This window comes from Prauserella endophytica (assembly GCF_005146945.1).
GTDB lineage: Bacteria > Actinomycetota > Actinomycetes > Mycobacteriales > Pseudonocardiaceae > Prauserella_A > Prauserella_A endophytica.
On record NZ_SWMS01000004.1, the window covers coordinates 115,751 to 137,083 of the forward strand.

General features: G+C 72.0%; 22 protein-coding genes and 2 pseudogenes. 12 read left to right on the forward strand and 12 right to left on the reverse strand.

Annotated elements, in window-relative coordinates; translation table 11 throughout:
* Positions 1-3 precede the first annotated feature (3 nt).
* The gene (locus FCN18_RS09715; protein WP_228713861.1) at positions 4-1,194 is read right to left on the reverse strand and encodes an iron-containing alcohol dehydrogenase; all 1,191 of its coding nucleotides are present in this window, start codon (positions 1,192-1,194) and stop codon (positions 4-6) included.
* Positions 1,195-1,491: 297 nt separating this feature from the next.
* Here FCN18_RS09715 and FCN18_RS09720 point away from each other — a divergent pair, with 297 nt between their 5' ends.
* From FCN18_RS09720 to FCN18_RS09730, 3 genes are all read left to right on the forward strand, one after another.
* Positions 1,492-2,079: a hypothetical protein gene (locus FCN18_RS09720; protein WP_112271521.1), complete on the forward strand. Its 588-nt coding sequence runs from the start codon at positions 1,492-1,494 to the stop codon at positions 2,077-2,079.
* 14 nt (positions 2,080-2,093) lie between these two features.
* Positions 2,094-2,525, forward strand: a complete 432-nt coding sequence (locus FCN18_RS09725) for a protein-tyrosine phosphatase family protein (RefSeq protein ID WP_112271522.1) — start codon at positions 2,094-2,096, stop codon at positions 2,523-2,525.
* Between the two features lie 139 nt (positions 2,526-2,664).
* Positions 2,665-3,210: a dihydrofolate reductase family protein gene (locus tag FCN18_RS09730; RefSeq protein ID WP_112271524.1), complete on the forward strand. Its 546-nt coding sequence runs from the start codon at positions 2,665-2,667 to the stop codon at positions 3,208-3,210.
* Between the two features lie 98 nt (positions 3,211-3,308).
* Here the strand turns inward: FCN18_RS09730 and FCN18_RS09735 are convergent, their stop codons facing one another.
* From FCN18_RS09735 to FCN18_RS40840, 3 genes and pseudogenes are all read right to left on the reverse strand, one after another.
* Positions 3,309-4,721 (reverse strand): serine/threonine-protein kinase, encoded by a 1,413-nt coding sequence (locus FCN18_RS09735; RefSeq protein ID WP_137094548.1) that lies wholly within the window; start codon positions 4,719-4,721, stop codon positions 3,309-3,311.
* Between the two features lie 86 nt (positions 4,722-4,807).
* Positions 4,808-4,918: pseudogene (locus FCN18_RS40835) on the reverse strand (SDR family oxidoreductase); the annotation flags it as partial.
* 49 nt (positions 4,919-4,967) lie between these two features.
* Positions 4,968-5,258, reverse strand: a pseudogene (locus tag FCN18_RS40840) (hypothetical protein); the annotation flags it as partial.
* 49 nt (positions 5,259-5,307) lie between these two features.
* On the opposite strand from FCN18_RS40840, the gene FCN18_RS09745 reads away from it, so the two are divergent.
* Positions 5,308-5,952 carry a class I SAM-dependent DNA methyltransferase gene (locus tag FCN18_RS09745; RefSeq protein WP_137094553.1) on the forward strand — a complete coding sequence of 215 codons (645 nt, stop codon included), beginning with the start codon at positions 5,308-5,310 and terminating at the stop codon, positions 5,950-5,952.
* Here the strand turns inward: FCN18_RS09745 and FCN18_RS09750 are convergent.
* Positions 5,928-6,830, reverse strand: coding sequence for an EamA family transporter (locus tag FCN18_RS09750; protein WP_228713818.1), 903 nt, complete (start codon positions 6,828-6,830; stop codon positions 5,928-5,930). The two genes, FCN18_RS09745 and FCN18_RS09750, sit on opposite strands and share 25 nt — an antisense overlap.
* A 71-nt stretch (positions 6,831-6,901) precedes the next feature.
* Between FCN18_RS09750 and FCN18_RS09755 the strand changes: the two genes are divergently transcribed.
* Positions 6,902-7,768, forward strand: a complete 867-nt coding sequence (locus FCN18_RS09755; protein ID WP_228713820.1) for a LysR family transcriptional regulator — start codon at positions 6,902-6,904, stop codon at positions 7,766-7,768.
* Positions 7,769-7,830: 62 nt separating this feature from the next.
* Positions 7,831-9,147, forward strand: coding sequence for a diacylglycerol/lipid kinase family protein (locus FCN18_RS09760; RefSeq protein ID WP_137094555.1), 1,317 nt, complete (start codon positions 7,831-7,833; stop codon positions 9,145-9,147).
* Positions 9,148-9,154: 7 nt separating this feature from the next.
* Here FCN18_RS09760 and FCN18_RS09765 read toward each other — a convergent pair whose 3' ends face one another.
* Positions 9,155-9,445, reverse strand: a complete 291-nt coding sequence (locus FCN18_RS09765; protein WP_158303083.1) for an amphi-Trp domain-containing protein — start codon at positions 9,443-9,445, stop codon at positions 9,155-9,157.
* Positions 9,446-9,558: 113 nt separating this feature from the next.
* Between FCN18_RS09765 and FCN18_RS09770 the strand changes: the two genes are divergently transcribed.
* The 3 genes from FCN18_RS09770 to FCN18_RS09780 are packed head-to-tail and all read left to right on the forward strand — an operon-like array spanning position 9,559 to position 12,181.
* Entirely contained in the window at positions 9,559-10,977 is a 1,419-nt protein-coding gene (locus FCN18_RS09770; RefSeq protein ID WP_137094560.1) for a DUF2252 domain-containing protein, read from the forward strand.
* Positions 10,978-11,031: 54 nt separating this feature from the next.
* The gene (locus tag FCN18_RS09775; RefSeq protein ID WP_158303084.1) at positions 11,032-11,496 is read left to right on the forward strand and encodes an archease; all 465 of its coding nucleotides are present in this window, start codon (positions 11,032-11,034) and stop codon (positions 11,494-11,496) included.
* 46 nt (positions 11,497-11,542) lie between these two features.
* Positions 11,543-12,181, forward strand: a complete 639-nt coding sequence (locus FCN18_RS09780; protein ID WP_137094564.1) for a LysE family translocator — start codon at positions 11,543-11,545, stop codon at positions 12,179-12,181.
* Here the strand turns inward: FCN18_RS09780 and FCN18_RS09785 are convergent.
* Positions 12,178-12,795, reverse strand: coding sequence for a LysE/ArgO family amino acid transporter (locus FCN18_RS09785; protein ID WP_228713822.1), 618 nt, complete (start codon positions 12,793-12,795; stop codon positions 12,178-12,180). The genes FCN18_RS09780 and FCN18_RS09785 overlap by 4 nt on opposite strands.
* A gap of 71 nt (positions 12,796-12,866) precedes the next feature.
* Here FCN18_RS09785 and FCN18_RS09790 point away from each other — a divergent pair, with 71 nt between their 5' ends.
* Complete coding sequence (locus tag FCN18_RS09790; RefSeq protein ID WP_137094566.1) at positions 12,867-13,748, forward strand: LysR family transcriptional regulator ArgP; 882 nt, start codon at positions 12,867-12,869, stop codon at positions 13,746-13,748.
* A 533-nt stretch (positions 13,749-14,281) separates the two neighbouring features.
* On the opposite strand, the gene FCN18_RS09795 is transcribed toward FCN18_RS09790, so the two are convergent.
* The 3 genes from FCN18_RS09795 to FCN18_RS09805 all read right to left on the reverse strand — a co-directional run bounded on the left by FCN18_RS09795 (position 14,282) and on the right by FCN18_RS09805 (position 15,919).
* The gene (locus FCN18_RS09795) at positions 14,282-14,566 is read right to left on the reverse strand and encodes a hypothetical protein (protein WP_137094568.1); all 285 of its coding nucleotides are present in this window, start codon (positions 14,564-14,566) and stop codon (positions 14,282-14,284) included.
* 11 nt (positions 14,567-14,577) lie between these two features.
* The gene (locus FCN18_RS09800; RefSeq protein ID WP_112271555.1) at positions 14,578-15,612 is read right to left on the reverse strand and encodes a fatty acid desaturase family protein; all 1,035 of its coding nucleotides are present in this window, start codon (positions 15,610-15,612) and stop codon (positions 14,578-14,580) included.
* 103 nt (positions 15,613-15,715) lie between these two features.
* The gene (locus FCN18_RS09805) at positions 15,716-15,919 is read right to left on the reverse strand and encodes a cold-shock protein (RefSeq protein WP_110341819.1); all 204 of its coding nucleotides are present in this window, start codon (positions 15,917-15,919) and stop codon (positions 15,716-15,718) included.
* A gap of 366 nt (positions 15,920-16,285) precedes the next feature.
* Here FCN18_RS09805 and FCN18_RS09810 point away from each other — a divergent pair, with 366 nt between their 5' ends.
* Positions 16,286-16,903 carry a DUF6292 family protein gene (locus FCN18_RS09810; RefSeq protein ID WP_112271557.1) on the forward strand — a complete coding sequence of 206 codons (618 nt, stop codon included), beginning with the start codon at positions 16,286-16,288 and terminating at the stop codon, positions 16,901-16,903.
* Positions 16,904-16,912: 9 nt separating this feature from the next.
* On the opposite strand, the gene FCN18_RS09815 is transcribed toward FCN18_RS09810, so the two are convergent.
* Together FCN18_RS09815 and FCN18_RS09820 are read right to left on the reverse strand one after the other, a co-directional pair.
* Entirely contained in the window at positions 16,913-17,563 is a 651-nt protein-coding gene (locus tag FCN18_RS09815; protein ID WP_158303085.1) for an FMN-binding negative transcriptional regulator, read from the reverse strand.
* A gap of 1 nt (position 17,564) precedes the next feature.
* On the reverse strand, positions 17,565-19,493 hold the full coding sequence (locus tag FCN18_RS09820) for a primary-amine oxidase (RefSeq protein WP_137094570.1): 1,929 nt from the start codon (positions 19,491-19,493) through the stop codon (positions 17,565-17,567).
* 214 nt (positions 19,494-19,707) lie between these two features.
* Between FCN18_RS09820 and FCN18_RS09825 the strand changes: the two genes are divergently transcribed.
* The gene (locus tag FCN18_RS09825) at positions 19,708-21,315 is read left to right on the forward strand and encodes an ABC transporter substrate-binding protein (RefSeq protein WP_158303086.1); all 1,608 of its coding nucleotides are present in this window, start codon (positions 19,708-19,710) and stop codon (positions 21,313-21,315) included.
* Positions 21,316-21,333: the final 18 nt, after the last annotated feature.

Genomic DNA, 21,333 nt, shown 5'->3' on the forward strand with positions numbered 1-21,333 from the left:
TCCTCACAGTGCCTGCCGGAACAGCGCGGTCACGTCCTCGGCGTCGACCTCGCGCGGGTTGGTGGCCAGGCAGGCGTCGTCGAGCGTGGTGCGCGCGAGCGTGGGAATGTCGGCCTCGGTGACGCCGAGGTCCGACAGGCCACTCGGCACACCCACGTCGTCGGCGAGCGTGCGGATGAACGAGGCCAGCTCGTCGGCCACCTCGTCGGCGGGACGGCCCGTCACGTCGATGCCGACGGCCGCCGCGAGCGGCACGTAGCGGTTCGGGTCCGCGGCGGCGTTGAACCGGATCGCGTGCGGCAGCAGCACCCCGTTGAGCACGCCGTGCGGCGCGTCGAGCAGGCCGCCGACCTGGTGGCTCATCGCGTGCGTGATGCCGAGGATGGCGTTGGTGAAGGCCATCCCCGCCTCGAGCGCGCCCTGTGCCATGCCGATCCTCGGCTCGGCCCGTCTCGGCTGCACGGTCGTGCTGCGCAGATTGCTGGTGATGAGGTGGGCCGCGTGCAGCGCGTGGTGGTCGGTGAGCCGGTTGTGCGCGCGGGAGACGTAGGCCTCTACGGCGTGGGTCAGCGCGTCGAGCCCGGTGGCCGCGTTCAGCTCCTCCGGCATGGTGGTGAGCAGGCGGGGGTCGATCACGGAGATGTCGGGCACGAGCGTGCGGCTGATGATGGTGATCTTGGTGTGCCGCGTGGTGTCGGTGATGACGGCGAACTGGGAGACGTCGGCGCCCGTTCCCGACGTCGAGGGCGCCATGACCAGGGGCGGGATGGGCTGCACGACCTTGTCGACGCCGGCGAAGCCGAGGATGGTGCCGCCGTTGCCGGACAGGATCGCGACGCCCTTGGCCGCGTCGATGCACGAGCCGCCGCCGACGGCGAGGATCACGTCGCCGCCGCTCTCGGCGTAGTGCTCGTAGGCCGCCGTGATCTCGTGGTCCTTGGGGTTGGGCGTGAGGTCGGAGAACACCACGGGCCGCAGCCCGGCGAGCCGTAGGTGACCCACCGCCTCGGCGGTCCAGCCCGCCTCGACGATCCCGGGGTCGGTGACCAGGAAGGGCCTGCGCGCGCCCACGCGCAGCGCGCAGTGCCCCAGCTCGGCCAGCGCGTGCGGGCCGAACACGATCTCGGGGACGTGGAACTTCGCGAGCCGGCCCGCGGTGTTCGAAGGGGCGGGTGCCGCGCCGGGGCCTTCCAGCTCGGCGCCGGTGTTCGGTCCCGTGTCCGGCAGCGCCGCCGCCTGCTGTGGCAGCCGGGCCCACTGCCCGAGGTCGTCAGCCAGCTCCGGTGCGGGTCGGGTCAGGTGCACGTGAACGCCTCCTCGCATCCAGCCACGCTGCTGAACGCAGACCAGGTTAGTGCCGTTCAGAGGGCGGGCACACCCTCCGACCGCGGTAGGGGTACCTGCCCGATCGGACAGGTACCGCGGGAGGGAACCTCCCCGGGGCGAGGGGCGTCGTAACGGGCCGAGATCAACTCCAGAAAGGCTTCTCCGATGACGTACCCACCGCAACCGGGTCAGCCCTACGGTCAGCAGCCGGGTCCCTACGGGCAGGGCGGCTACCCGCAGCAACAGGGCTTCCCGCCGGGTGGAGGCTTCCCACCGCAGCAGCCGTTCCCGCCGCAGGGCCCTCGGCCGCCGAAGCGGAAGACCGGGCTGTGGGTGGGCCTTTCGGCCGCGGTGGTCGTGGTCGCCGCGTTCGTGATCACGGCGTTCGTGGCGCCGGGCTTCCTCGTCGGCGACGACGGCGAGGAGAGTGCCGGTGGCGGCGTCGACGCCGGTTCCAGCCCGGCCGCCAACCTGGTCGAGCAGATCGCGCAGGGCTTCCAGAACAAGGACGAGGACGCGCTCAACCAGCTCGTCTGCTCCGGTTCGGAGGCCGCGATCGAGGGCTACACCCGCGAGGCGTCGATGGTCACGCGGTTCGACCTCACGGGCGCCGTCCAGGAGTCGGGCTCCAGCGCCACCGCGAAGGCGCACGTGGTGCTGGAGCACCAGGGCGAGCGCGTGGAGGGCGATGTGTCGCTCGAGGTCGCGCAGGTGAGCGGGTCGTGGTGCTGGCGGGGCATCGAGGAGCTCTAGCTAGGCTCGAATTCGTGACCGACACCTGGGAGCCCGAGACCGCGGGTGTGCTGCGGCTGCCCTCCGGCAGGCTGGTGCGGGGCCGGGGACTGCGCAAGCCGCTGCCCGCCGGGCCCCGTCCCGAGTACGGCGTGTACCTGCTCGGCAAGCCTCCGCCCGACCTCACGTGGGAGAGCCGCTGGCTGCGCTGGCCCGACTTCCGGCTGCCCAGCGACCGGGCGGCGGCCCGCGAGGTGCTGCGGGACGCGTGGGAGCGTGCCGCCACGGAGCGCGTCGAGCTGGCGTGTGCGGGCGGCAAGGGCCGCACCGGCACCGCGCTGGCGTGCCTCGCGGTGCTCGACGGCGTACCGGCCGCCGAGGCCGTCGCCTACGTGCGGGCGCACTACGACTCGCACGCCGTCGAGACCCCGTGGCAGAAGCGCTACGTGGCCCGCTTCACCCCCTGACCCCGACTGCAGTGAAGGCCACCATCACTGCGTTCAACGCAGTGATGGTGGCCTTCACTGCGTGGGGGCTGCCGGCGATGACTTCGCCGGGCGCCTGTGGTCTACCCGGCTACGGATCCACCACCTCGGAGGTAGGCACATGGCCAAGCTGCTGTACTCGGTGTCGATGTCGCTCGACGGGTTCATCGCCGGGCCCAAGGGGGACATGTCGTGGCTGACCGGGCACCTCGGCCCGAACCCGGAGATCGACGCGCTCGTCGGCGACATCGGCGCGCTGCTCGTGGGCAACCGGACGTTCGGCGGCGACGACCCGCACCGGGGCGACGCCGAGAAGGAGGGCAAGGCGTTCGGCGGCGGCTGGGACGGCCCCCAGTTCGTGCTCACCCACAACCCGCCCGCCGCCCCGGTGCCGGGCGTGACGTTCGTCGGCGACCTCGACAGCGCCGTGGCACAGGCGAAGGAGGCCGCGGGCGAGAAGTACGTGAACGTGCTCGGCGCGGACGTCGCCAGGCAGTGCCTCGACGCGGGCGTGCTCGACGAGATCCTCACGATCATCGTGCCGGTGCTTCTCGGTGACGGCGTGCGCCTGTTCGACCGGCCGGGCGGCGACAACGTGCGGCTGGAGCGGATCCACCTCAGCGAGGTGCCGCACGCGACGAACCTGTGGCTACGCGTAGTGCACTGAGCCACTCCTTCCGCGACCGACGCCGCGTCGGCCAACTGCCCCCCAAGGCCACCTTTGTTGCGTTCAACGCACCAAAGGTGGCCTTGGGGAGCGTCGACTCAGCTGGCTTGGCTGTCGATCGCCCACTGGCCGTTCTGGTCGACGAGGGTGTAGGTGTGCCGCTCGGTCGTGGTGCCGCCGTCCGCGTAGGTGTAGGTGATCGTCGCGGTGACGGCGTTACCACCTGCCGGGCTCAGGTTCGTGGCCTGCACGGAGCTCATCTGGTTCCAGAACGACGCGTAGTCGGCGAAGCTCGGCGAGCGCGTGCTCTTGAACCGGTCCGAGAGGCGGGCGTAGGCGGCCTCCAGGTTGCCCGGCAGCAGCGCGTAGTAGTCGCGCACGGCGGCCATCCGCTGCTCGTCGGGGTTGCCCTGAGGGGTGGGCGTCGGCGTGGGGGAGCTGGTGCTCGGCGGGGGCGACGCGGGGGTGGTCGTGGCCTCGGCCGACGTCGTGGGTCCCCGAGGCGCGGACGACGCCGGGGCCGAGGGGCCCGGCTGCGGGGTGTCGCCGCCGGCCTGCTGGTCGTCACCGCCGCCGAGCAGTAACCAGAGTCCGGCCCCGAGCACCGCGACCACGATCAGCGCGGCAAGGCCGACCACGGCGAGGCGTCGTCGCCCCGGCTCGGGAGCCGTCGCCGGGGTGGCCGGACTCGCCGTGGCGACCGCTGCCAGCGCCTGCCCGGCCTCGGTCATGCCGGGCCTGGCGTCGGGGTCGGGGTCCAGCAGCCGCAGCAGCACCGGCGTGAGCGGGCCCGCGTGCCGGGGCGGGTCGATCTCGCCCTGGGACACCCGGTGCAGCAGCGCGATCGCGTTGTCGTGCCTGCCGAACGGCGGATTGCCCTCCACCGCGTGGTAGAGCGTGGAGCCGAGGGAGAACACGTCGGAGCGCTCGTCGGCGTCGCTGCCCCTGGCCACCTCGGGCGCGAAGTAGGCGGGCGTGCCCGCGACGAGACCGGTCGCCGTGAGCGTCACGTCCCCGGCCGCGCGCGAGATGCCGAAGTCGGAGATCTTGGCGACGCCGTTGTCGGCGAGCAGCACGTTCGCGGGCTTGACGTCGCGGTGGATGATCCCGGAGCGGTGCGCGGCCGCCAGCGCCTCCGCGACCTGCCTGCCGATCTCGGCGACCTCGGCGGGCGGGAGGCTGCCGCGCGCGGCGAGCAGGTCGGCGAGGCTGGTGGAGGGCAGGTACTCCATCACCAGCCACGGGTAGCCCTCCTCCTCGACCACGTCGAAGATCGCGATCGCGTTGGGGTGCATGAGCCGCGCGGCGATGCGGCCCTCGCGCATCGCGCGGGCCCGCAGGTCCCCGGCGCCCGCCGCGTCGAGCGCCGTGCGCAGATGCAGCTGTTTGAGCGCGACCGTGCGGTTCAGGCGTTCGTCCTCGCCCTTCCACACCTCACCCATCGCGCCCGCACCGAGGCGTTCCGCCAACCGGTAACGGCCTGCGACCAGTCTTCTGTCGTCGTCACTCAAGGGGCTGCTCCACGCCTGTCTTCACCGGAGGGGGACGAGACCGCCCATCGTATGGCGCTAGATCGTCCCCGCTCCCTGCGGCCCATTCAGCCCAGCACGACTCCTCCGTCCACGAACAGCGTGTGCCCGGTGACCATCTTCGCGGCTGGGGAGGCGAGGAACGCGACGCCGTCGGCCCACTCCAGCGCTCGCGGCGTAGCCCGCGCGGCCGGGCAGCGCCACCTGTCCCTCGGTGCAGGTCAGGTTCGCGATGCTCGGCTCCGACGCCGCCGTAAGCAGCGGATAGGCGGCCTGGCGCACCCGGAAGGTGCCGCAGAGGTTGACGTCGACCGGGTCGCTCCAGTCCTGTTCGGACAGTTCAGCCGTCACCTGAGTGGCCAGCGGCCAGCTGTCGTGGTAGCCGGAACGTGCACCTCCAAGTCCGTCGTAGCCCGCGCGCGACACCCGCGCCGCCGCCGCGGGCGTGTGCGCCGGTCGCCCACGGCAGCGCAGCGGCCGACCACGCCGCGTGCGCGTCGCGTCGCCGCTTGCCGACATTGCCGTGATCCGGCCACGGGCGGCCCGCGCCGAAGCTACGGTCGCCCGTATGACCGAGCCCTCCTATCTCGACGAGACCAGGATCTTCTACGACACCCTCGCGGTCGACTACGCCGCGATGTTCAAGGACGAGCTGGCGGCCAAGCCCTTCCTCAGGGCCATGCTGGGCGCGTTCGCCGAACTGGTGCTCGCCGGTGGTGGGGGACGGGTCGCCGACGTCGGGTGCGGGCCCGGCCTCATCACCGCGCACCTGCACGGACTCGGGCTCGACGTGTTCGGTCTCGACCTCTCCCCCGAGATGGTCGCCGTCGCCAGGGCCGAGAACCCGGGTCTGCGCTACGACGTCGGCTCGATGACCGCGCTGGACCTCGCCGACGGCTCCCTCTCAGGCATCGTCGCCATGTACTCGCTCATCCACACGCCGCTGGAGCGGCTGCCGTCGGTCTTCGCGGAGTTCCGACGCGTGCTCGCGCCAGGGGGACAGCTGCTGCTCGCGTTCCAGGTCGGCGACGATGTCCGGCTGCTGGAACGCCCGCTGGGCCATCCGGTGTCGCTGGGCTTCCAGCGCCTGCGTCCCGAGCGCCTCGCCGAGCTACTCGGCGAGGCCGGGTTCGAAGTGCGCGCGCGTTTCCTGCGGGAGCCGGACGACGACGAGAAGAGCCCGCACGCTCACCTGCTCGCCCGTCGCGGGTGAGGCTTTGGCCGGGCGGTCTCGGCCGCGACCCCGGCGAGGATCAGGGCGGCACCCAGCAGCGTCACCGGCTCGAACGGCTCGCCGAGCATTAGCACGCCGACCGCGTACGCGACCACCGGCACCATGTACGCGTAGGTGCTGACCAAGGCGACCGGCGCGGTACGCAGGAGGCGGTTGTAGAGCGCGAACCCGGCGAGGGAGTCGACCAGAACGAGGTAGCCGAGCGCGCCCAACGACGCGGGTTCGACGGCGCCCGGTGTCAGCCCGGCGAGCTCGCCCGTGAGCGCTCCGGTGGTCAGCAGCACCAGTCCTCCGGCTAGCAGTTGCACGACCGTCGCCGGGAGCGGGCCCGGCAACGACGCCGACCGCGACGCCCACAGGGTGGCCGCAGCCCAGCTCACCGTGGCCGCGACCACGAGCAGCGCCCAACTCGACCACCCGAACGGCGCGCCGGAGCCGGGCCCGAGAACCACCACGATCCCGCCGAGCCCGCAGAAGAGCCCCAGCAGTCCCTTCCGGTCGGGACGATCGCCGAGCGTCGCGCGGAAACCGGCCACCCACAACGGGATCGCCGCCGCGAGTAGTGCCGCGACCCCCGCGAAGACGTGCCGCTCCGCGACCGCGACGAGCCCCTGCGAACCGAGCAGGCCCACGCCGACGCCCGCGGCCGTGGCCACCTCTCGTCGTCGTAGTCCCCGCAGTGCGTGCGGCCGGGTCACCGCGAGTGCCAGACCCGCGACGAGGAAGACGGCACCCATCGCCGACAGCGGCGGCAAAGTCGCCACCAGCACCCGGATGGCGGGGAAGGACGTGCCCCAGCACAGCCACAACGCCGCCAGCGCACCCAGCGTGGACGGTCGGACAGCGGATTCCGGCACGCCGTTCAGCCAAGTCGATCTGTGCTCATGCGTCTAACGACTACTGGTCATGACCGCCATGCGCTGCGATCATGGCTGGCGTGGATGTCACCTTCGGCCAGCTGCGGGCGCTGCTCGCGATCGCCGAGCACGGCAGCTTCACCGGCGCCGCGCCCGCGCTCGGGCTCACCCAGTCGGCGGTCAGCCGCACCGTCGCCGCCCTCGAACGGCAACTCGGTGGTGTGCTCGTGGTGCGGCGCCGAGACGGCGCCTCCCTCACGCCGTTCGGCCGCGAGGTTGCCGGACACGCCAGCGGGGCGCTGGACCACCTGCGGGCCATGGAGGAGCTGTCCCGGCGCGAGGCCGTATCGGGCCTGCGGGTCGGCACGATCGGCAGCGCGGCCGTCCGGCTGGTGCCCGCCGCGGTGACGGCCTTGCGCGCCGAGTGGCCCGCTGCGGAGGTCCTCGTCGTCAGGGGTGAGGACGACGAGCTCGCCGCCTGGCTGCGCGACGACACGATCGACCTCGCCGTCACGAGCGCGCCGGTCAGCGGGGCACAGGCGGAGTTCGCCGACGAGTTCCTGGCGGTGCTGCCCGGTAACCACCCCCTGACTCACGCGGGCGCCGTGCCGCTCGCCGCGCTCGTCGCCGCCGGGGTCGCCGATCCCGGCGGCACCTGCGGGCCCCGCCTGGCGGAGGGCTTCGCGGCGCACGGCGTCGACTGGGCGCCCGCCCACGTCGTGCGCGACCCCGAGACGGTGCTGGCGATGGCGGCTGCGGGGATCACGGCTGGTGTGGTGCCCTCGGCGTCGGTGGGAACGCCGCCGCGCGGAGCCGTTTTGCTGCCTCTCGACCCGCCGCTGCGGCGCACCCTCTACGTCCGGCACGCGCCGGGGCACCGGCTCGCGGCCAGGCTCACCGAGCTGCTCGCCGCGCCCGAGCTCGTCCGTCGCGGGTGAGGCGGCGCGGCCCCTGACCGGGCAGGGTTCGGTCACGGGCGGTGGCGAGGAGGCGAGCGGCGATGCGCGATGCTCGGCGGCCGTCCTGGAGGAGGCGGATCGCGGCGGCGGTCGCCCTGCTCGCCCTCGTCGCCGTCGTGGTGCTCCCGGTCGTCGCGCTGCTGGACCAGCCGTGGCAGCTCGTGGCCGCGGTCGCCCTGTTCGCGCTCACCGTCATGGCCGCCTGGGCCGCGCTCGTGCGCAGGGGAGTGGGCCGGGTGCTGGCCGCCTGCGTAGCCGTGCTCGCGCTGGTCGCCGCGGTGCTATTGCCGGACGCGTGGTCGTTCGTGCTGCTGGTGGTCGTCGCCGGGCTCGCGGTGCTCTCGACGGCCGCCGCGCGGGTCGCGATCGAGCCCGCCGGCGTGCGCGGCCTGCTCGTGCCCCCGGCCCGGCACGGGGTGCTGCTGATGAACCCGTGGTCCGGGGGCGGCAAAGTCGCGCGGTTCGCCCTCGAAGCCGAGGCGCGGCGACGCGGGGTCGTGCCCGTGCTCCTGCGGCGCAGCGACGACCTGAGGGAACTCGCCGAGCAGGCGGTTCGTGACGGCGCCGACGTGCTCGGCATGGCGGGTGGCGACGGGTCGCAGGCCCTCGTCGCCGACGTCGCGCGGCGGCACGGCCTGCCGTTCGTGTGCGTCCCCGCGGGCACCCGCAACCATTTCGCGCTCGACCTCGGGCTCGACCGCGACGACGTGGCGGGTGCGCTCGACGCCTTCGGCGCCGCCGTCGAGCGGCGGATCGATCTGGCGCTGATCGGCGACCGCGTGTTCGTCAACAACGCCTCGCTCGGCGTGTACGCGGGCGTGGTGCGCTCCGGTGAGTACCGCTCCGCCAAGCTCGGCACCGCGGCGCGGTTGTTGCCCGACCTGCTGGGACCCGGAAAGGAGCCGCCCGACCTGCGGTTCACGATGCCGGACGGGCGGCGGGCCCCGGCCGCGGACGTCGTGCTGGTGTCCAACGGTGCCTACCGCCTCGACCGGCTGGACGGCTTCGGCACCAGGGTCGGGCTCGACGGGGGCGTGCTCGGCGTCGTGACGCTGTCCGTCGACCGCGCGCGTGACCTTCCGGCGCTGTTCGCGGCCGAGGCCGCGGGGCGCCTCGGCGGCTTCCGCGGCTACCGGGCGTGGACGGTGCCCCGGTTCGACGTCGGCTCCGCTGAGCCGCTCGTCGACGTCGGCATCGACGGCGAGGCGGTGCGCCTGGCCCCGCCGCTGGTGTTCCGTTCGCTGCCGGGGGCACTGCGCGTCCGGGTTCCGCGCACCGCACACGGGACCGCCTCCGCGTCGTTGCCGGAGGGCTGGGGCTTCGTCACCGTGCTGGCGCGGATCCTGCTGGCCCGCTGAGCGGCTCTCACGTGCTCGCCAGTGCGGCCCTCTTGGCCCTGCCGCGAGCCGGTTTGTGCTCGGGCTCGGGGGAGGTGGACCACTTGAGCTCCACCTCCAGCTCCACCTCGTCGCCGTCGACCTCCACCTCCATCTCGCAGCGGATCTCGTCGGGGACGTGGATCTTGAGCTTGCTCACGCCGAGCGCAAGCTCGACGTGGCCGCCGCCGTTCTCCATCGCCTCAGCCAGCGCGGCGAGCCTGCGCGCGGCTTCCTGGCGCGTGAGCGATTCGGTGCGCTTGACTTTGACGTCCGACACTGGAGGCTCCGTTCGCCGGTGACTCGATCCGCCCAGTCTCGCCGTGCCCGCGCCGCGGCGCACCGCCCGCGAAGGGTGAGGCGTGCGCGCTCGCCAGGGGCGACCATGCCGGGATGACGACCACGACCACTTCCGCGCCGCAGGCGCCCACCCGGGCCGACCGGGCCGCCGAGGGCAAGGCCGCCCGCGCCGCGGCGCCGAGGTCGAGCCACGCCGAGTTCACCCGCGACCCGGTGCGCGTCGACCCGCTCGCCCTGCTGGCGCGCCAGGACGCCACGCGGGTGCCCGAGCTGGTGCCGATCCGGTACGGGCGCATGGCCGTGTCGCCGTTCACCTACTTCCGGGGGGCCGCGCTGCCGATGGCCGCCGACCTCGCCACGACCCCGCGCACCGGGCTGACCGTGCAGGCGTGCGGTGACGCGCACCTGCTCAACTTCGGCATGTTCGGCTCGCCGGAGCGGCGCATGGTGTTCGACATCAACGACTTCGACGAGACGCTGCCGGGGCCGTGGGAGTGGGACGTCAAACGCCTCGCCGCGAGCCTGGAGATCGCCGCGCGCGACAACGGTCACCCGCCGCGCAACCGCCGCGCCGTCGTGCTCGCCTGCGTCGCCGAGTACCGGCGGGCGACGCGCGAGTTCGCCGCGTCGACCGCCCTCGACGTCTGGTACGCCCACGCCGACGTCGAGTCCGTGCGCGCGGCGTACGCGGGCCGGCTCGGTGCCGCGCGTCGCCGCAAGCTCGCCCACAACGTCGCCAAGGCGCGCACAAGGACCAACCTCGGTGCGCTGCGGCGGTTCGCCGAAGCGCGGGACGGCGGGCTGCGTATCGTCCCGGACCCGCCGCTGATCGTCCCGATCGACGACGTGGCGGGCGAAGGGCAGCACCGCGAGGAGGTGCGCGGGCGGCTCGCCAGCGTGGTCAAGGCGTACCGGGCCACGCTCGAACCGGAACGGCGCGCCCTGCTCGACCGCTACCGCATGGTCGACATCGCCCGCAAGGTCGTCGGCGTCGGCAGCGTCGGCACCCGGTGCTGGATGGTGCTGCTGCTCGGCAACGACGAGCACGACCCGCTGTTCCTCCAGGCGAAGGAGGCGGGTGCGTCGGTGCTCGCGGAGTTCACCGCGCCGAGCAGGTTCGGCAACGAGGGACGCAGGGTCGTGGTCGGGCAACGCCTGATGCAGACCGTGAGCGACATCTTCCTCGGCTGGGTCAGGGTCGAGGGTTTCGACGGCAGGACGCGGGATTTCTACCTCCGGCAGCTGCGGGACTGGAAGGGCTCGGCCGAGACGGAGTCGATGAATCCCGCCGTGCTGCGGGTCTACGGCAGGCTGTGCGCGTGGACGCTGGCGAGGGCGCACGCGCGCACCGGCGACGCCATCGCCATCGGCGCCTACCTCGGTTCGGGTGCCACGTTCGACGAGGCCGTCGCCGACTTCGCCGCCGCCTACGCCGACCAGAACGAGCGGGATCACGCGGCGCTCGTGGCCGCGATCGCCAAAGGGAGGGTGGACGCAGTCGCCGGGCAGTGACCTCATCCCGCGCGGGTGGTGCGCCGCACGCGCGCGGCGCGCATGCTGGAGGGCGTGACCACGCGCGACACCGGCAGGGCCCACGAGCCGGGTCGCGTCGTGCCGCGACAGCGCAGGCGCCGCCGGCCGTTGCACGCCGCCGATCTGCGCATCGAGGCATGGGCCCCGACGATGCACGCCTGTTTCGCGGGAGCCGTGGGCGCGCTGGCGGAGAGCGTCCTCGGCCCCGGCCGTCGCGCGGTGTCGGCCAGGGTTCGGTTCGACGTGCGCGGCGACAATCCGAGTGTGCTGCTCGACCTCGTGCTGCAGCGGGTCATCTCGTTCGTTCCCAAGTACAACGCGATCGCCACGACAGCCGACGTGGCGCGCACCGACACCGGGCTGCGCGTGCGCTGCGAGCTGGTCGACGCCGGGGCCGTGGTGCTGCCCGGTCCGATCCCGAAGGGCGTGACCCGGGGCAGCGTGCTCTGCGAGCGGACCGAGCACGGCTGGTGGTGCGCGGCGGGGATCGACATCTGAGGCGGGGTAACGGAAAACCGGTTGCCGTCGGTGTTTGGATGGTCGGATGGATATCTGGTTGCTGCTGGCCTTCGTCGCGGCCGCCGCGGTGGTCAGTCTGGTCCCCGGCCCGGACATGATGTTCATCGTCGCCCACGGGGTGGCGCGAGGGCCGCGTGCGGGCGTGGTGGCGGCGCTCGGGATGTCCACGGGGCTCGCGGTGCACACCGTGGCCGCGGCGGCGGGGCTGGGCGCGCTCCTGCAGGCGGCGCCCGCCGTCCTCGACGCCGTGCGCCTCGTGGGCGCGGCGTTCCTGCTGTACCTGGCGTGGTCGGCGATCCGCTCGTCCAGGCAGCCGCTGACCGAGACGACCGACGCGGTGGCCAACGGCCGCCCGCTGCGCAAGACCTACGTGATGGCGGTGCTGACCAACCTCGCCAACCCCAAGGTGATCCTGTTCTACCTCGCGTTCTTCCCGCAGTTCGTGGTGGCGGACGGCGGGTGGCCGGTGTGGGCGCAGTTCCTCGTGCTGGGCGCGGTGTTCATCGTCGTCGGGTTCGCCATCGACGGGTCCGTGGGGCTGGCGACGGGTACGCTCTCGGCGCTGCTGCTGCGGCGCCCCGCCGTGCGCCGATGGCTGGACCGGCTCTCGGCGGCCATTTTCGGCGGGCTCGCGGTGCGCCTGGTCACCGATCAGAGTCGCTAGCCGAGCAGGACCCGGAGGCCGACCGCGACCATCACCACGGCGATGAACGCGTCGAGGAAACGCCACGCCGTCGGCCGGGAGAACACCGGTGCGAGCAGGCGGGCGCCGAAGCCGAGCGCGAGGAACCACAGGACGCTGCCGAGCGCCGCGCCCACGCCGAACCACCAGGGGTAAGCGGACTGGGTGTTGGCGACAGAGCCGAGCAGGATCACGGTGTCCAGGTAGACGCCGGGGTTGAGCCACGTGAACGCGAGGCACGTGCTCACGACGGCGGTGCGGGACGCCGGTGGCGCGTCGGGACCGGCGCGCAGTGCGTTCGGCCGCATCGCGCGCAGCGCGGCGAGCAGGCCGTAGCCGAACAGGAACGCTGCTCCGCCGATGCGCACGAGCTGGATGAGCCAAGCGCGGTCCTCCAGCAGGAAGCCCGCGCCTGCCACCCCGGCGCCGATGAGAAGGACGTCGGAAAGGGCGCAGATCAACACGACCGTGAGCACGTGTTCGCGGCGAAGGCCCTGCTGGAGGACGAAGGTGTTCTGCGCCCCGATCACGACGATCAGGGACAAACTGAAGACGAGGCCCGTGACGGCGGTGGTCACGGCGGCGGAGACGAGCACACCTCGAAGCTAGGTCGCCCGCGAGCTGTCTTCCAGCTAATGATTCTTCAGTAGCATTAGAATTGCTGATGATGCATCTGGATCCCGCCCAGCTGAGGGCACTCGCGGCGGCTGTTTCGGAGGGCACGTTCGACGCGGCGGCGCGCACGCTGCACGTCACGCCGTCCGCGGTGAGCCAGCGCGTGAAGGCGCTGGAGACCGCGGTGGGCCGCGTGCTGCTCACCCGCACGAAGCCGGTGCGGCCCACGCCCTCGGGGGAGACGCTGCTGCGCCTGGCCCGCCAGATCCAGGCGGTGACCGACGACGTCGCGCGCGAACTCGGTGACGACGACGTGCCGTCGGGGCCGCAGGTGATCCCGCTGGCGGTGAACGCCGACAGCATGGCGACATGGTTCCTGCCCGCGCTCGCCTCGCTCGGTGGGTCGCTGGTCTTCGACCTGCACCGCAGCGACCAGGACCGCACGGCGGATCTGTTGCGGCAGGGTGCGGTGATGGCGGCCGTCACGGCATCGGCGGAGCCGGTGCCGGGGTGCGTGATCGAGCGGCTGGGCAGCATGCGCTACCGGCCGATGGCCTCGCCCGCGTTCGCGCGGCGGTGGTTTCCCGGCGGCACGACGCCGGCCGAGCTGGCACACGCACCCGTGGTGGTCTTCGACCGCGACGACGACCTGCAGCACGAGTACCTGCGCCGCCGCACGCGCAGGCGGCTCGACCCGCCGAGGCACTTCGTGCCCGGCTCCACCGACTTCTACGAGGCGGTGCGGCTCGGCCTTGGCTGGGGCATGCTGCCGGACCTGCAGACCGCGCACGCGGCCGATGGCGAGTTCACCGACCTGGACCCGCGTGGCCACATCGACGTCCGCCTCTACTGGCAGCAGTGGCGGCTCCGTTCGGCGAGCCTCGACGCGGTCACCGACGCCGTTCGCGCCGCCGCGGCGACCGCCCTGCGCTGACTGCCCCCAAGGCCACCTTCGGTGCGCCCACCGTTCTCCCGCCACCACCCGAACGGAGGCGCTGACGAGCTGCCGCGTTGAATCCACGCAACAAAGGTGGCCTTGGGGGCAGGCGAGCGACCGCGAGTGCGGTGGTGACGGGGCTGCCGAGTTCTAACTGGTCCGCAGTGGACGGTCGCCAGGCCGGGTGGCCGACGCCGCAAGGCGCGCCGGCGACCCGACTGACGGGGCCCCGGCTGCCAGGCCCGCGAACGTCACCCGCGATACCCCTGTCGGGGAGCCCGAGCCCTGGCCGCGAACGCGGTGTCAGCTGAGGCTGCCTCAGTGGCCGGAAAAGCCGTTGGGGTGGCGATGGTCGCGCGTGGACCCGACGTCGTGGTAGGCGCCCGTCCCGGCCGAACAACGGCCGACTGGTTACCTCGGGGAACGAGGTGACTTCACCCGCCGGGTGAGAAAACGTCCCCGATACCGGAAACACTACGCGCTCCGCTTCGAAAGCGCTGCCGGTTCCGGCAAGTATTTTCCCAACACGATCACGAGCGGTCTCGACGAGGGCCACGTGCCGCCGTCGCCGGTCGCCTGCGACCGTTGTCGCGGTGGCGGTCAGGCCGCCGAGGCGGGCTCGCAGGGCGCGCCGGCTCGTCGTCCTGCTCGCTGCGCGCGCTCACTGGCGGGGCGCGGAAGAGGGAGCGCCGTTCGCCGTCCCCGTTCGGCCTGACGGGCGTGAGCTCGGGGTAGTCGACGGGCCGCTCCTGCGGCGTGTGGCTGAACACCACGGGATGGATGGGGTTTCCGTGCGGCAGCGATGCTGAGCTCACGGGAAGCCTCCTCAGGGTCTGGTCGCGGCACGCAGTGGCGCCCCGACGGCATGGAGATGCCGGAGTACATCGGCGTAGGAGCCGATGACGCTGGTCTGGCTGTAGGGAAGGCCGCGCTGTGCGCAGAACCGCTGCACCAGGGGTTGTGCGTGGCGCAGGTTGGCGCGCGGCATTCCGGGAAAGAGGTGGTGCTCGATCTGGTAGTTCAGCCCACCGAGAGCGAAGTCGACGATGCGCCCGCCGCGGACGTTGCGGGAAGTGAGGACCTGCTTGCGCAGGTGGTCCAGCCGCTCGCCCTCCGGCAGCAGCGGCATGCCCTTGTGGTTGGGGGCGAAGGAACAGCCGAGGTAGACGCCCCACAAACCCTGGTGGACGGCGAGGAAAGCCAGTGCCTGCAAGGGAGAGAGAACCAGGAACACCGCGGTCAGGTAGCCCACGACGTGTGCTGCGAGCAGTACCGCTTCCAGCCGGTGGGCCTTGACCTCGCGGCGCAGAACCGCTTGCACGCTCGACACGTGCAGGCTCATTCCCTCCAAAGTGAGCAAAGGGAGGAACAGGAAGGCCTGGTACTTGGTGGTCCAGCGCGTGAGGCCACGTTTGGCCTGCGCCTGCGTGCTGGAGAAGGAGAGCAGCGGGATGTCGAGGTCGGGGTCGTCGTCCTCGTGGTTGGGATTGGCGTGATGCCGGTTGTGCTTGCTGACCCACCACGCGAAGCTGAGTCCCACCAGTGCGCCGTGCACGTGGCCGACGACGTTGTTGGCGCGCCGGCTCCGGAAGATCTGCCGGTGGCCCGCGTCGTGGCCGACGAAGGAGAGCTGGGCGAACACGACGGCGAGGAACACCGCGGTCAGCAACTGCCACCAGGACGAACCCAGCAGGGCGAACGCGGTCCAGCCGCCGGCCAGTAGCAGTGCGTTGACCACGAACCTCACCACGTACCGGTGGGAGCGCCGCGTCAGCAACCCGCGCTGCTTGATGATCTCGGAAAGCTCTGCGAAGTCGCTGGGTGCACGCGCGGATCGCGGTGCCGTTTCGGCGAATGTCATCTGAACCAGCGGTTTCTGTCGTCGTGGTGGCCGCGGTTCTCGCCACGGGGGGCGAAGCCCGCCGCCGGGAAGCAACCCGGCGGCGGGCTCGCTACAGGTGCGCTCAGAGCGCGCGAACGCCGGTGGCCTGCGGGCCCTTGGCGCCCTGACCGACCTCGAAGGCCACGCGCTGGCCTTCCTGGAGCTCGCGGAAGCCGCGGCCGTCGATCTCGGAGTAGTGCACGAAGACGTCAGCGCCTCCGCCGTCCACCGCGATGAAGCCGAAGCCCTTTTCGCCGTTGAACCACTTCACGGTTCCCTCTGCCATGGGGTGTCTCCTTCCAGGAGCTGTTACACCCGGCGCTCGCACCGTGCGAGGCCGGAAGCCGCAGGCGGTAGACGGCCACCGCTCTAGCTCATGGCAAGACACGCGACACGCCCGCACCGAAATTCCGCGGAGCGTGGGAAAACACGAACAACGCAAAACTCGCGACTATGTAGTCAACACCGAACCCGGCCGAAATGTTCCGGACGGTGTCGACGTCGTTGCCAACTCTACGCTATCCGAAGTGTTCCGGGTAGACGGCCCGGCTTGGACCTGGCGCGCGCCCTGCTCGCAGGCCGTAGGCTGGTCTCGAGCCGCGTTCCGGTATCGCTGTCCGGTGCGCACGACGACCGATGGAGGCACACCCGCATGAACCAGCCGAGATCGGGAGGGCGCAGGGTGCCCGGCGAGTTCGACCGCGCACGGGCCGCCGCGGCCCACGCGGACATCGAGTCGCAGGTCCAGGCCGCACGCACGGTGGCGGGGCACGCGGTCGACGTCGAGGACTGCCGGGAGCTGCTCGCCATGCTGGGCCTGCGGGATCTCGACGGTGTCCGGCCTCGCCGGCCGGCCGTCGCTCAGACCGCTGCCGACGGCGCGACCGCACTCGGGAGCGGACTCGCGGGCTATCTCGGCGCGGTGGCGCGGGCGCTCGGCGTGTCGGCGGGAGACGCTTCGTTCGAGGTCAGCGACACGGCCACCGCCCACCTGGCGCTCGCGCGCAAGAGCGCCCGCGGGCCGGACCGGGACCTGATGCTGCTCTGGAGCGAGCAGCGCGGGTGGAGCGTCTCCATCGCGGCGCGCCCCGCGGACCCCGCTGTGCTCGCCCGTCTCGGCGGCGACCTCGTGCCTGCCCCGCACATGGTGGCGAGCTTCGTCCGTGCCGTGCTGGCCGGGCACGGCGCTCCGACCGTACGGACCATCGTGCCGATGCCGAGGGACCGGCACGAGCTGGCCGCCCGCATGCGTGCGCACGTCGCCGACTGAACCGCTCACTCAGCCCGTCGTCGCAGGAGGACCGTCGTAGCGGCGCATCATGGCCGCGAGCGCCTCGCCGCCCGGCGCGGTCTCGCTGACGTCGGCCCGCACGCGTTGCCGCACGTCGGCCGGCATGTCCTGGCTCAGCTTGAACACGCTGCGCGCCGTCCTCACCCGCACCCGGAAGGCCACGACGTGCTCGACGAGCGAGGCGAACTTCTCCCGCGACGACGTCAGGTCCCAGCTCGGGTCGCGCTGCGACTCCAGCGCCAGCACCGTCTGCTCCACCACGTCCAGCGTCCCTGCGGGGCCATCGACCAGCTCCACCGTGCCCGTGAGGTGCACGGCCGCGTAGTTCCACGTCGGCACCGCCGGGGTGTAGCCGTATGCGGTGGGGGAGACGTAGCCGTCCGGGCCCGAGAACACGAGCAGCACCTCCCGCCCGGCGAGGTCCCGCCACTGCGGGTTCGCCCTCGCCAGGTGGCCGAGCAGCGTTGCACCCTCCCAGCTTCCGGGCAGGGGCTGCCCCTGCGGGAAGACCACCGGCAGGTGCGTGGCGACCGGTGCCCCGGCAGTGGGGGCGCTCACCAGCAGCGCGAAGGGATGCCGCCGCACCAGCTCGATCTCGTCCGCAGTGGACGGTGCGGCGTACCGCGCGAACTCGTGCACGTCAGGCTCCATCGCCGTGGCAGTGACTCTCACAGTGGGAGCCGCCCGGCGCGGGCACGTCGAGCGTCGGGTTGCGGTCGAAGAACCCCGCCGGCCTGAGCGTGAAGCCGCAGCGGTCCACCGGCATCACCGGCCAGTCCTCCAGCCTCGGGAAGTGCGTCAGGCCGAACGTGTGCCACACCACCAGGTCGGCGCCGTCGAGGTCGCGATCGTCCTTCGTGTACTCGGGCAGGCCGAGGCCGGCCGGGCTCTGGTTCACGAGGTCGCCCGCGGGAAAGCGCTCGGCCTCGTCGTAGCGGGTCACCCACAGGTGCTTGGCCGCGAACGCCGCCCTGCCGTGGATCGCCGAGTCCTCCGCGGCCAGCAGCGTCGGCAGGCCCTGCGGGGTGAGCACGTAGCCGGTCTCCCCGCCGAGCCGGTTGCGGCGCCGCGGGTTCACGATGTGCCACACGCGCCCGCGCTCCGGCGCCGCCATGCGCTGTGCCTCCCGTTCGCTGGTGAGCCTGCGCGCGGAGCGGGTGAACGCGTTGCCGAACGGGTTGCCCTCGCCCATCGGCACCCGCGCGACCTCCACCTCCTCGACGGCGTTGACGTCGCCGTCGACGGACATGTCGAGCCGGACGTTGAACAGGTGCTGGTGGTACGGCGCCGCGAGACCGGGCGCGACCTGCGAGGCGTACGGCGCGATCCGCTCGTCGTAGTGGGCGGTGAACACGATGCCGGTGGCCTTGCACTCCAGCTCGATCGTGCCGTCGAGGTAGAGGTACCAGTAGAAGCCGTAGTCGTAGTTGCCGACGGTGACGAAGAACGACACCACGAGCCTGCGCTGGCGGCGGGTCTGCCTGCTGCCGTTGGACGGGTCGGTGTGCTTCCACAGCACGCCGGCGTCCTCCTCGTGGATACAGATCGCGTTGGTGATGGTCGTCGGCTCGCCGCCGCCGTCGGCCACCACGGCGTCGACGTAGGTGATCTCGCCGAGGCAGTCGCAGCCCAGCTCCAGCGAGTTGGCGAGCCTGCCGAGCTGGTACTCACCGGTGTCGAAGTAGTTCTGCCAGAACCGGATCGGGCCGGGGTCGGCGTAGGGCACCACCATCTCGGCCACCGAGGCGCGGTAGACGATGGGCCGCAGCTCGCCGCCGTCGGTGAAGCCGAGCTGGTGCAGCACGAGGCCCTCGCGCATGTCGTAGCCGAGCCGCACGGACCAGTTCTCCCAGCGCAGCACGCCGTCCTCCAGCGTGAAGCTCGGGCCCTCCGGCTGCGTGATCTCGATGGGACGCTGGGTGGTCCTCGGCGGTCCGGCCACGGCGGGGTCGTCGTAGTCGCCGGACTCCTCCGGGATCGGCACCGCCCCGGTGTCGACGATCTCCACCACCTTCCGTGCGATCAGGTCCACGTAGGCGACGAGCCCGTCGACGGGGTGTGCCCAGACCATTGTGGACGGATCGGGCCGCCAGTGGGCGAGCACCCGGACGAGCCGCCTGCCCTGGTCAGGAATGGACTCGAAGCGGCCCGCGGAGAGCGCGGCGAGGTACACGTGCGAAGGGTCCTCGATGCCGCGCTTGCGCAGCGCGGCATGCCAGCCCTCGTCGGCGGCCATGATCTCGCGGACCACGTCGTGCTCCTCGGCGAGCACCGGCACCTGGCCGTGCTCACCGCGGATGGGCGTGCGGGCCCGTACGGTGCGGTCGGTCAGGCACACGCGCACGTCCTCGGCCGCGCCGTCGGCGACGTCCAGCAGTAACACCCTGGCAACACGCTCGACTTCCGCGCCGTCGCGTTCGTACCGGGCGACGGCGGCCTTGGCGGGCTCGGCGAGTCCGACGTAGGAGAACCGCGTCGTCTCCCGCAGCACGTCGCCTGCTTCGAGGATCTTGCGCACGTCCGTGATCTCGTCCGCGGTCAACGGCGCGAGCGGGTGTGGTTCCGTCACGTGACTCTCCTGGGATCTCAGCGAGTGCCGGAACGTTCCGGCATCGGATCGGAAGGCTAGCCGCCGCACTCCCGCTGGTCAATGATCGGCAAACAGGGGTTGACGGGGAAGGGCTACCGCCGTTTAATCTCTGCCCATGTCGGAACGTTCCGGCATCCACAGGGCGGCACTGTACCGCGATCACGCCACGTCACCGCCGGAAAGCAGAGGTCCAATGCGGATCCCCCGAATCTTGTGCGCCGTCGCGGCGACCGCCGTGCTCGCGAGCTGTTCAGCGGCGCCTGTCAGCGACAACGCCCCGACGTCCGAAGTGCCCGGCTACCTCGCGGTCGCCGACGAGGCCGTCACCTCGGGTGGCACGCTCGACCTGCAGATGACCGTCGACAACGGCGCCCCGACCGGGCTCGACCCGCAGCTCGCGGACGTCGCGACGTCGTGGCAGCTGATGTCACTCGTCTACGAGACGCTCGTGACGGTCGGCCCCGACTTCTCCATCGAGCCCGCGCTCGCGGAGAGCTGGGACAACCCGAGCCCCACCGAGTACGTCTTCAACCTGCGCGAGGGCGTCACGTTCTCCAACGGCAGGGCGATGACCGCCGACGACGTCGTTGGCAGCTTCGAGCGCCTGCTCGCCGGCCAGGGCGTATGGAAGACGCAGATCGGTCCCGTGGAGAAGGTGTCCAAAGTCGACGACCGCACCGTCTCGGTGACACTGTCGAGCCCGTATCAGCCGTTCCTCGCGTCGCTCGCGAACGTCCCCGCCGCCGTGCTGCCCATGCAGGAGATCGAGGACGGCTCCGTGGACATCACCAAGGAGATGCTCGGCACCGGGCCGTTCGTGGTGAAGTCCCACCGGCAGGACGTCTCGTGGCAGTTCACGCGCCGCGACGGCTACTGGGCGGAGGGCAAGCCGTCGGCCGACACCGTCAACATCACCATCGCCGGGCAGGAACAGGCCAGGATGGCCGCACTGCAGAACGGCAGCGCCGACCTGGTGATGCTCGGCAACGTCGACGCGCCAGAACTGCTGAACGGCGTGCGCGGCACGGCCGTGGGCACCCAGGCCACCACCGACTTCTACTACCTGATGCTCAACAGCAACGCGCCCGGCGGGAAGTTCGACGACCCCCGCGTGCGCCAGGCGATCAACATCGCCATGGACCGCGACGCGATCGCCGACTCCGCGCTCGGCGGGCTCGGTAAACCCACCGGCGTCACGCCTGCCGGACTGCCCGGCTCGTGCGACCCCGCGCTGCTGCCCTCTGCGCGGGCCGACCTGGACCGCGCGCGGCAGCTGCTGAAGGAGGCCGGGGCCGAGAACCTCACCTTCGAGCTGGCGGCCTACTCCACCGCACCCGCGCCGGCGGTCGCGCAGGTGATCCAGCAGAACCTGCAACGCATCGGCATCACTGTGAACATCGAGCAGCTCGACGAGGGCAGCTGGTCGGGCAAGGTATACGGCGAGGTGCCCGCGACGTTCGACGCCGCGCTGTCGTGGTTCGCCGGATACGCCGACGCCGCCATGGTCGGCAAGTGGTGGAACCCCGAGCAGGCGGGGTTCAACCTCGGCTTCATGGAGCCGAACGCGGAGCTCAACACCGCGATCGACAAGGCCATCGCGACGCCTGCCGGGCCGGAACGCGACACCGCGCTGCAACAGCTGTGCGACGCCGTGGACACGGACGCCCAGATGATTCCTCTGGTGACCAGGCCCGCGCTGATCGGCTACCGGTCCGACGCGCTGAGTCCCACGCTGTACGCCACCGAGGGATACGGCAACGTCTTCCGTGGCATCGCCGACTTCCGGCTGCTCACCAAGTAGCGGGGGAGGGCAAGGGCC

What these genes read in the sequence shown, in the direction of transcription:
- FCN18_RS09720 (WP_112271521.1), top strand. Translation starts at nt 1,492, where the DNA reads ATGACGTACCCACCGCAACCGGGTCAGCCCTACGGTCAGCAGCCGGGT.
- FCN18_RS09730 (WP_112271524.1), top strand. Translation starts at nt 2,665, where the DNA reads ATGGCCAAGCTGCTGTACTCGGTGTCGATGTCGCTCGACGGGTTCATC.
- FCN18_RS09745 (WP_137094553.1), top strand. Translation starts at nt 5,308, where the DNA reads ATGACCGAGCCCTCCTATCTCGACGAGACCAGGATCTTCTACGACACC.
- FCN18_RS09755 (WP_228713820.1), top strand. Translation starts at nt 6,902, where the DNA reads ATGGCTGGCGTGGATGTCACCTTCGGCCAGCTGCGGGCGCTGCTCGCG.
- FCN18_RS09760 (WP_137094555.1), top strand. Translation starts at nt 7,831, where the DNA reads ATGCGCGATGCTCGGCGGCCGTCCTGGAGGAGGCGGATCGCGGCGGCG.
- FCN18_RS09770 (WP_137094560.1), top strand. Translation starts at nt 9,559, where the DNA reads ATGACGACCACGACCACTTCCGCGCCGCAGGCGCCCACCCGGGCCGAC.
- FCN18_RS09780 (WP_137094564.1), top strand. Translation starts at nt 11,543, where the DNA reads ATGGATATCTGGTTGCTGCTGGCCTTCGTCGCGGCCGCCGCGGTGGTC.
- FCN18_RS09790 (WP_137094566.1), top strand. Translation starts at nt 12,867, where the DNA reads ATGCATCTGGATCCCGCCCAGCTGAGGGCACTCGCGGCGGCTGTTTCG.
- FCN18_RS09800 (WP_112271555.1), bottom strand. Translation starts at nt 15,612, where the DNA reads ATGACATTCGCCGAAACGGCACCGCGATCCGCGCGTGCACCCAGCGAC.
- FCN18_RS09805 (WP_110341819.1), bottom strand. Translation starts at nt 15,919, where the DNA reads ATGGCAGAGGGAACCGTGAAGTGGTTCAACGGCGAAAAGGGCTTCGGC.
- FCN18_RS09810 (WP_112271557.1), top strand. Translation starts at nt 16,286, where the DNA reads ATGAACCAGCCGAGATCGGGAGGGCGCAGGGTGCCCGGCGAGTTCGAC.
- FCN18_RS09825 (WP_158303086.1), top strand. Translation starts at nt 19,708, where the DNA reads ATGCGGATCCCCCGAATCTTGTGCGCCGTCGCGGCGACCGCCGTGCTC.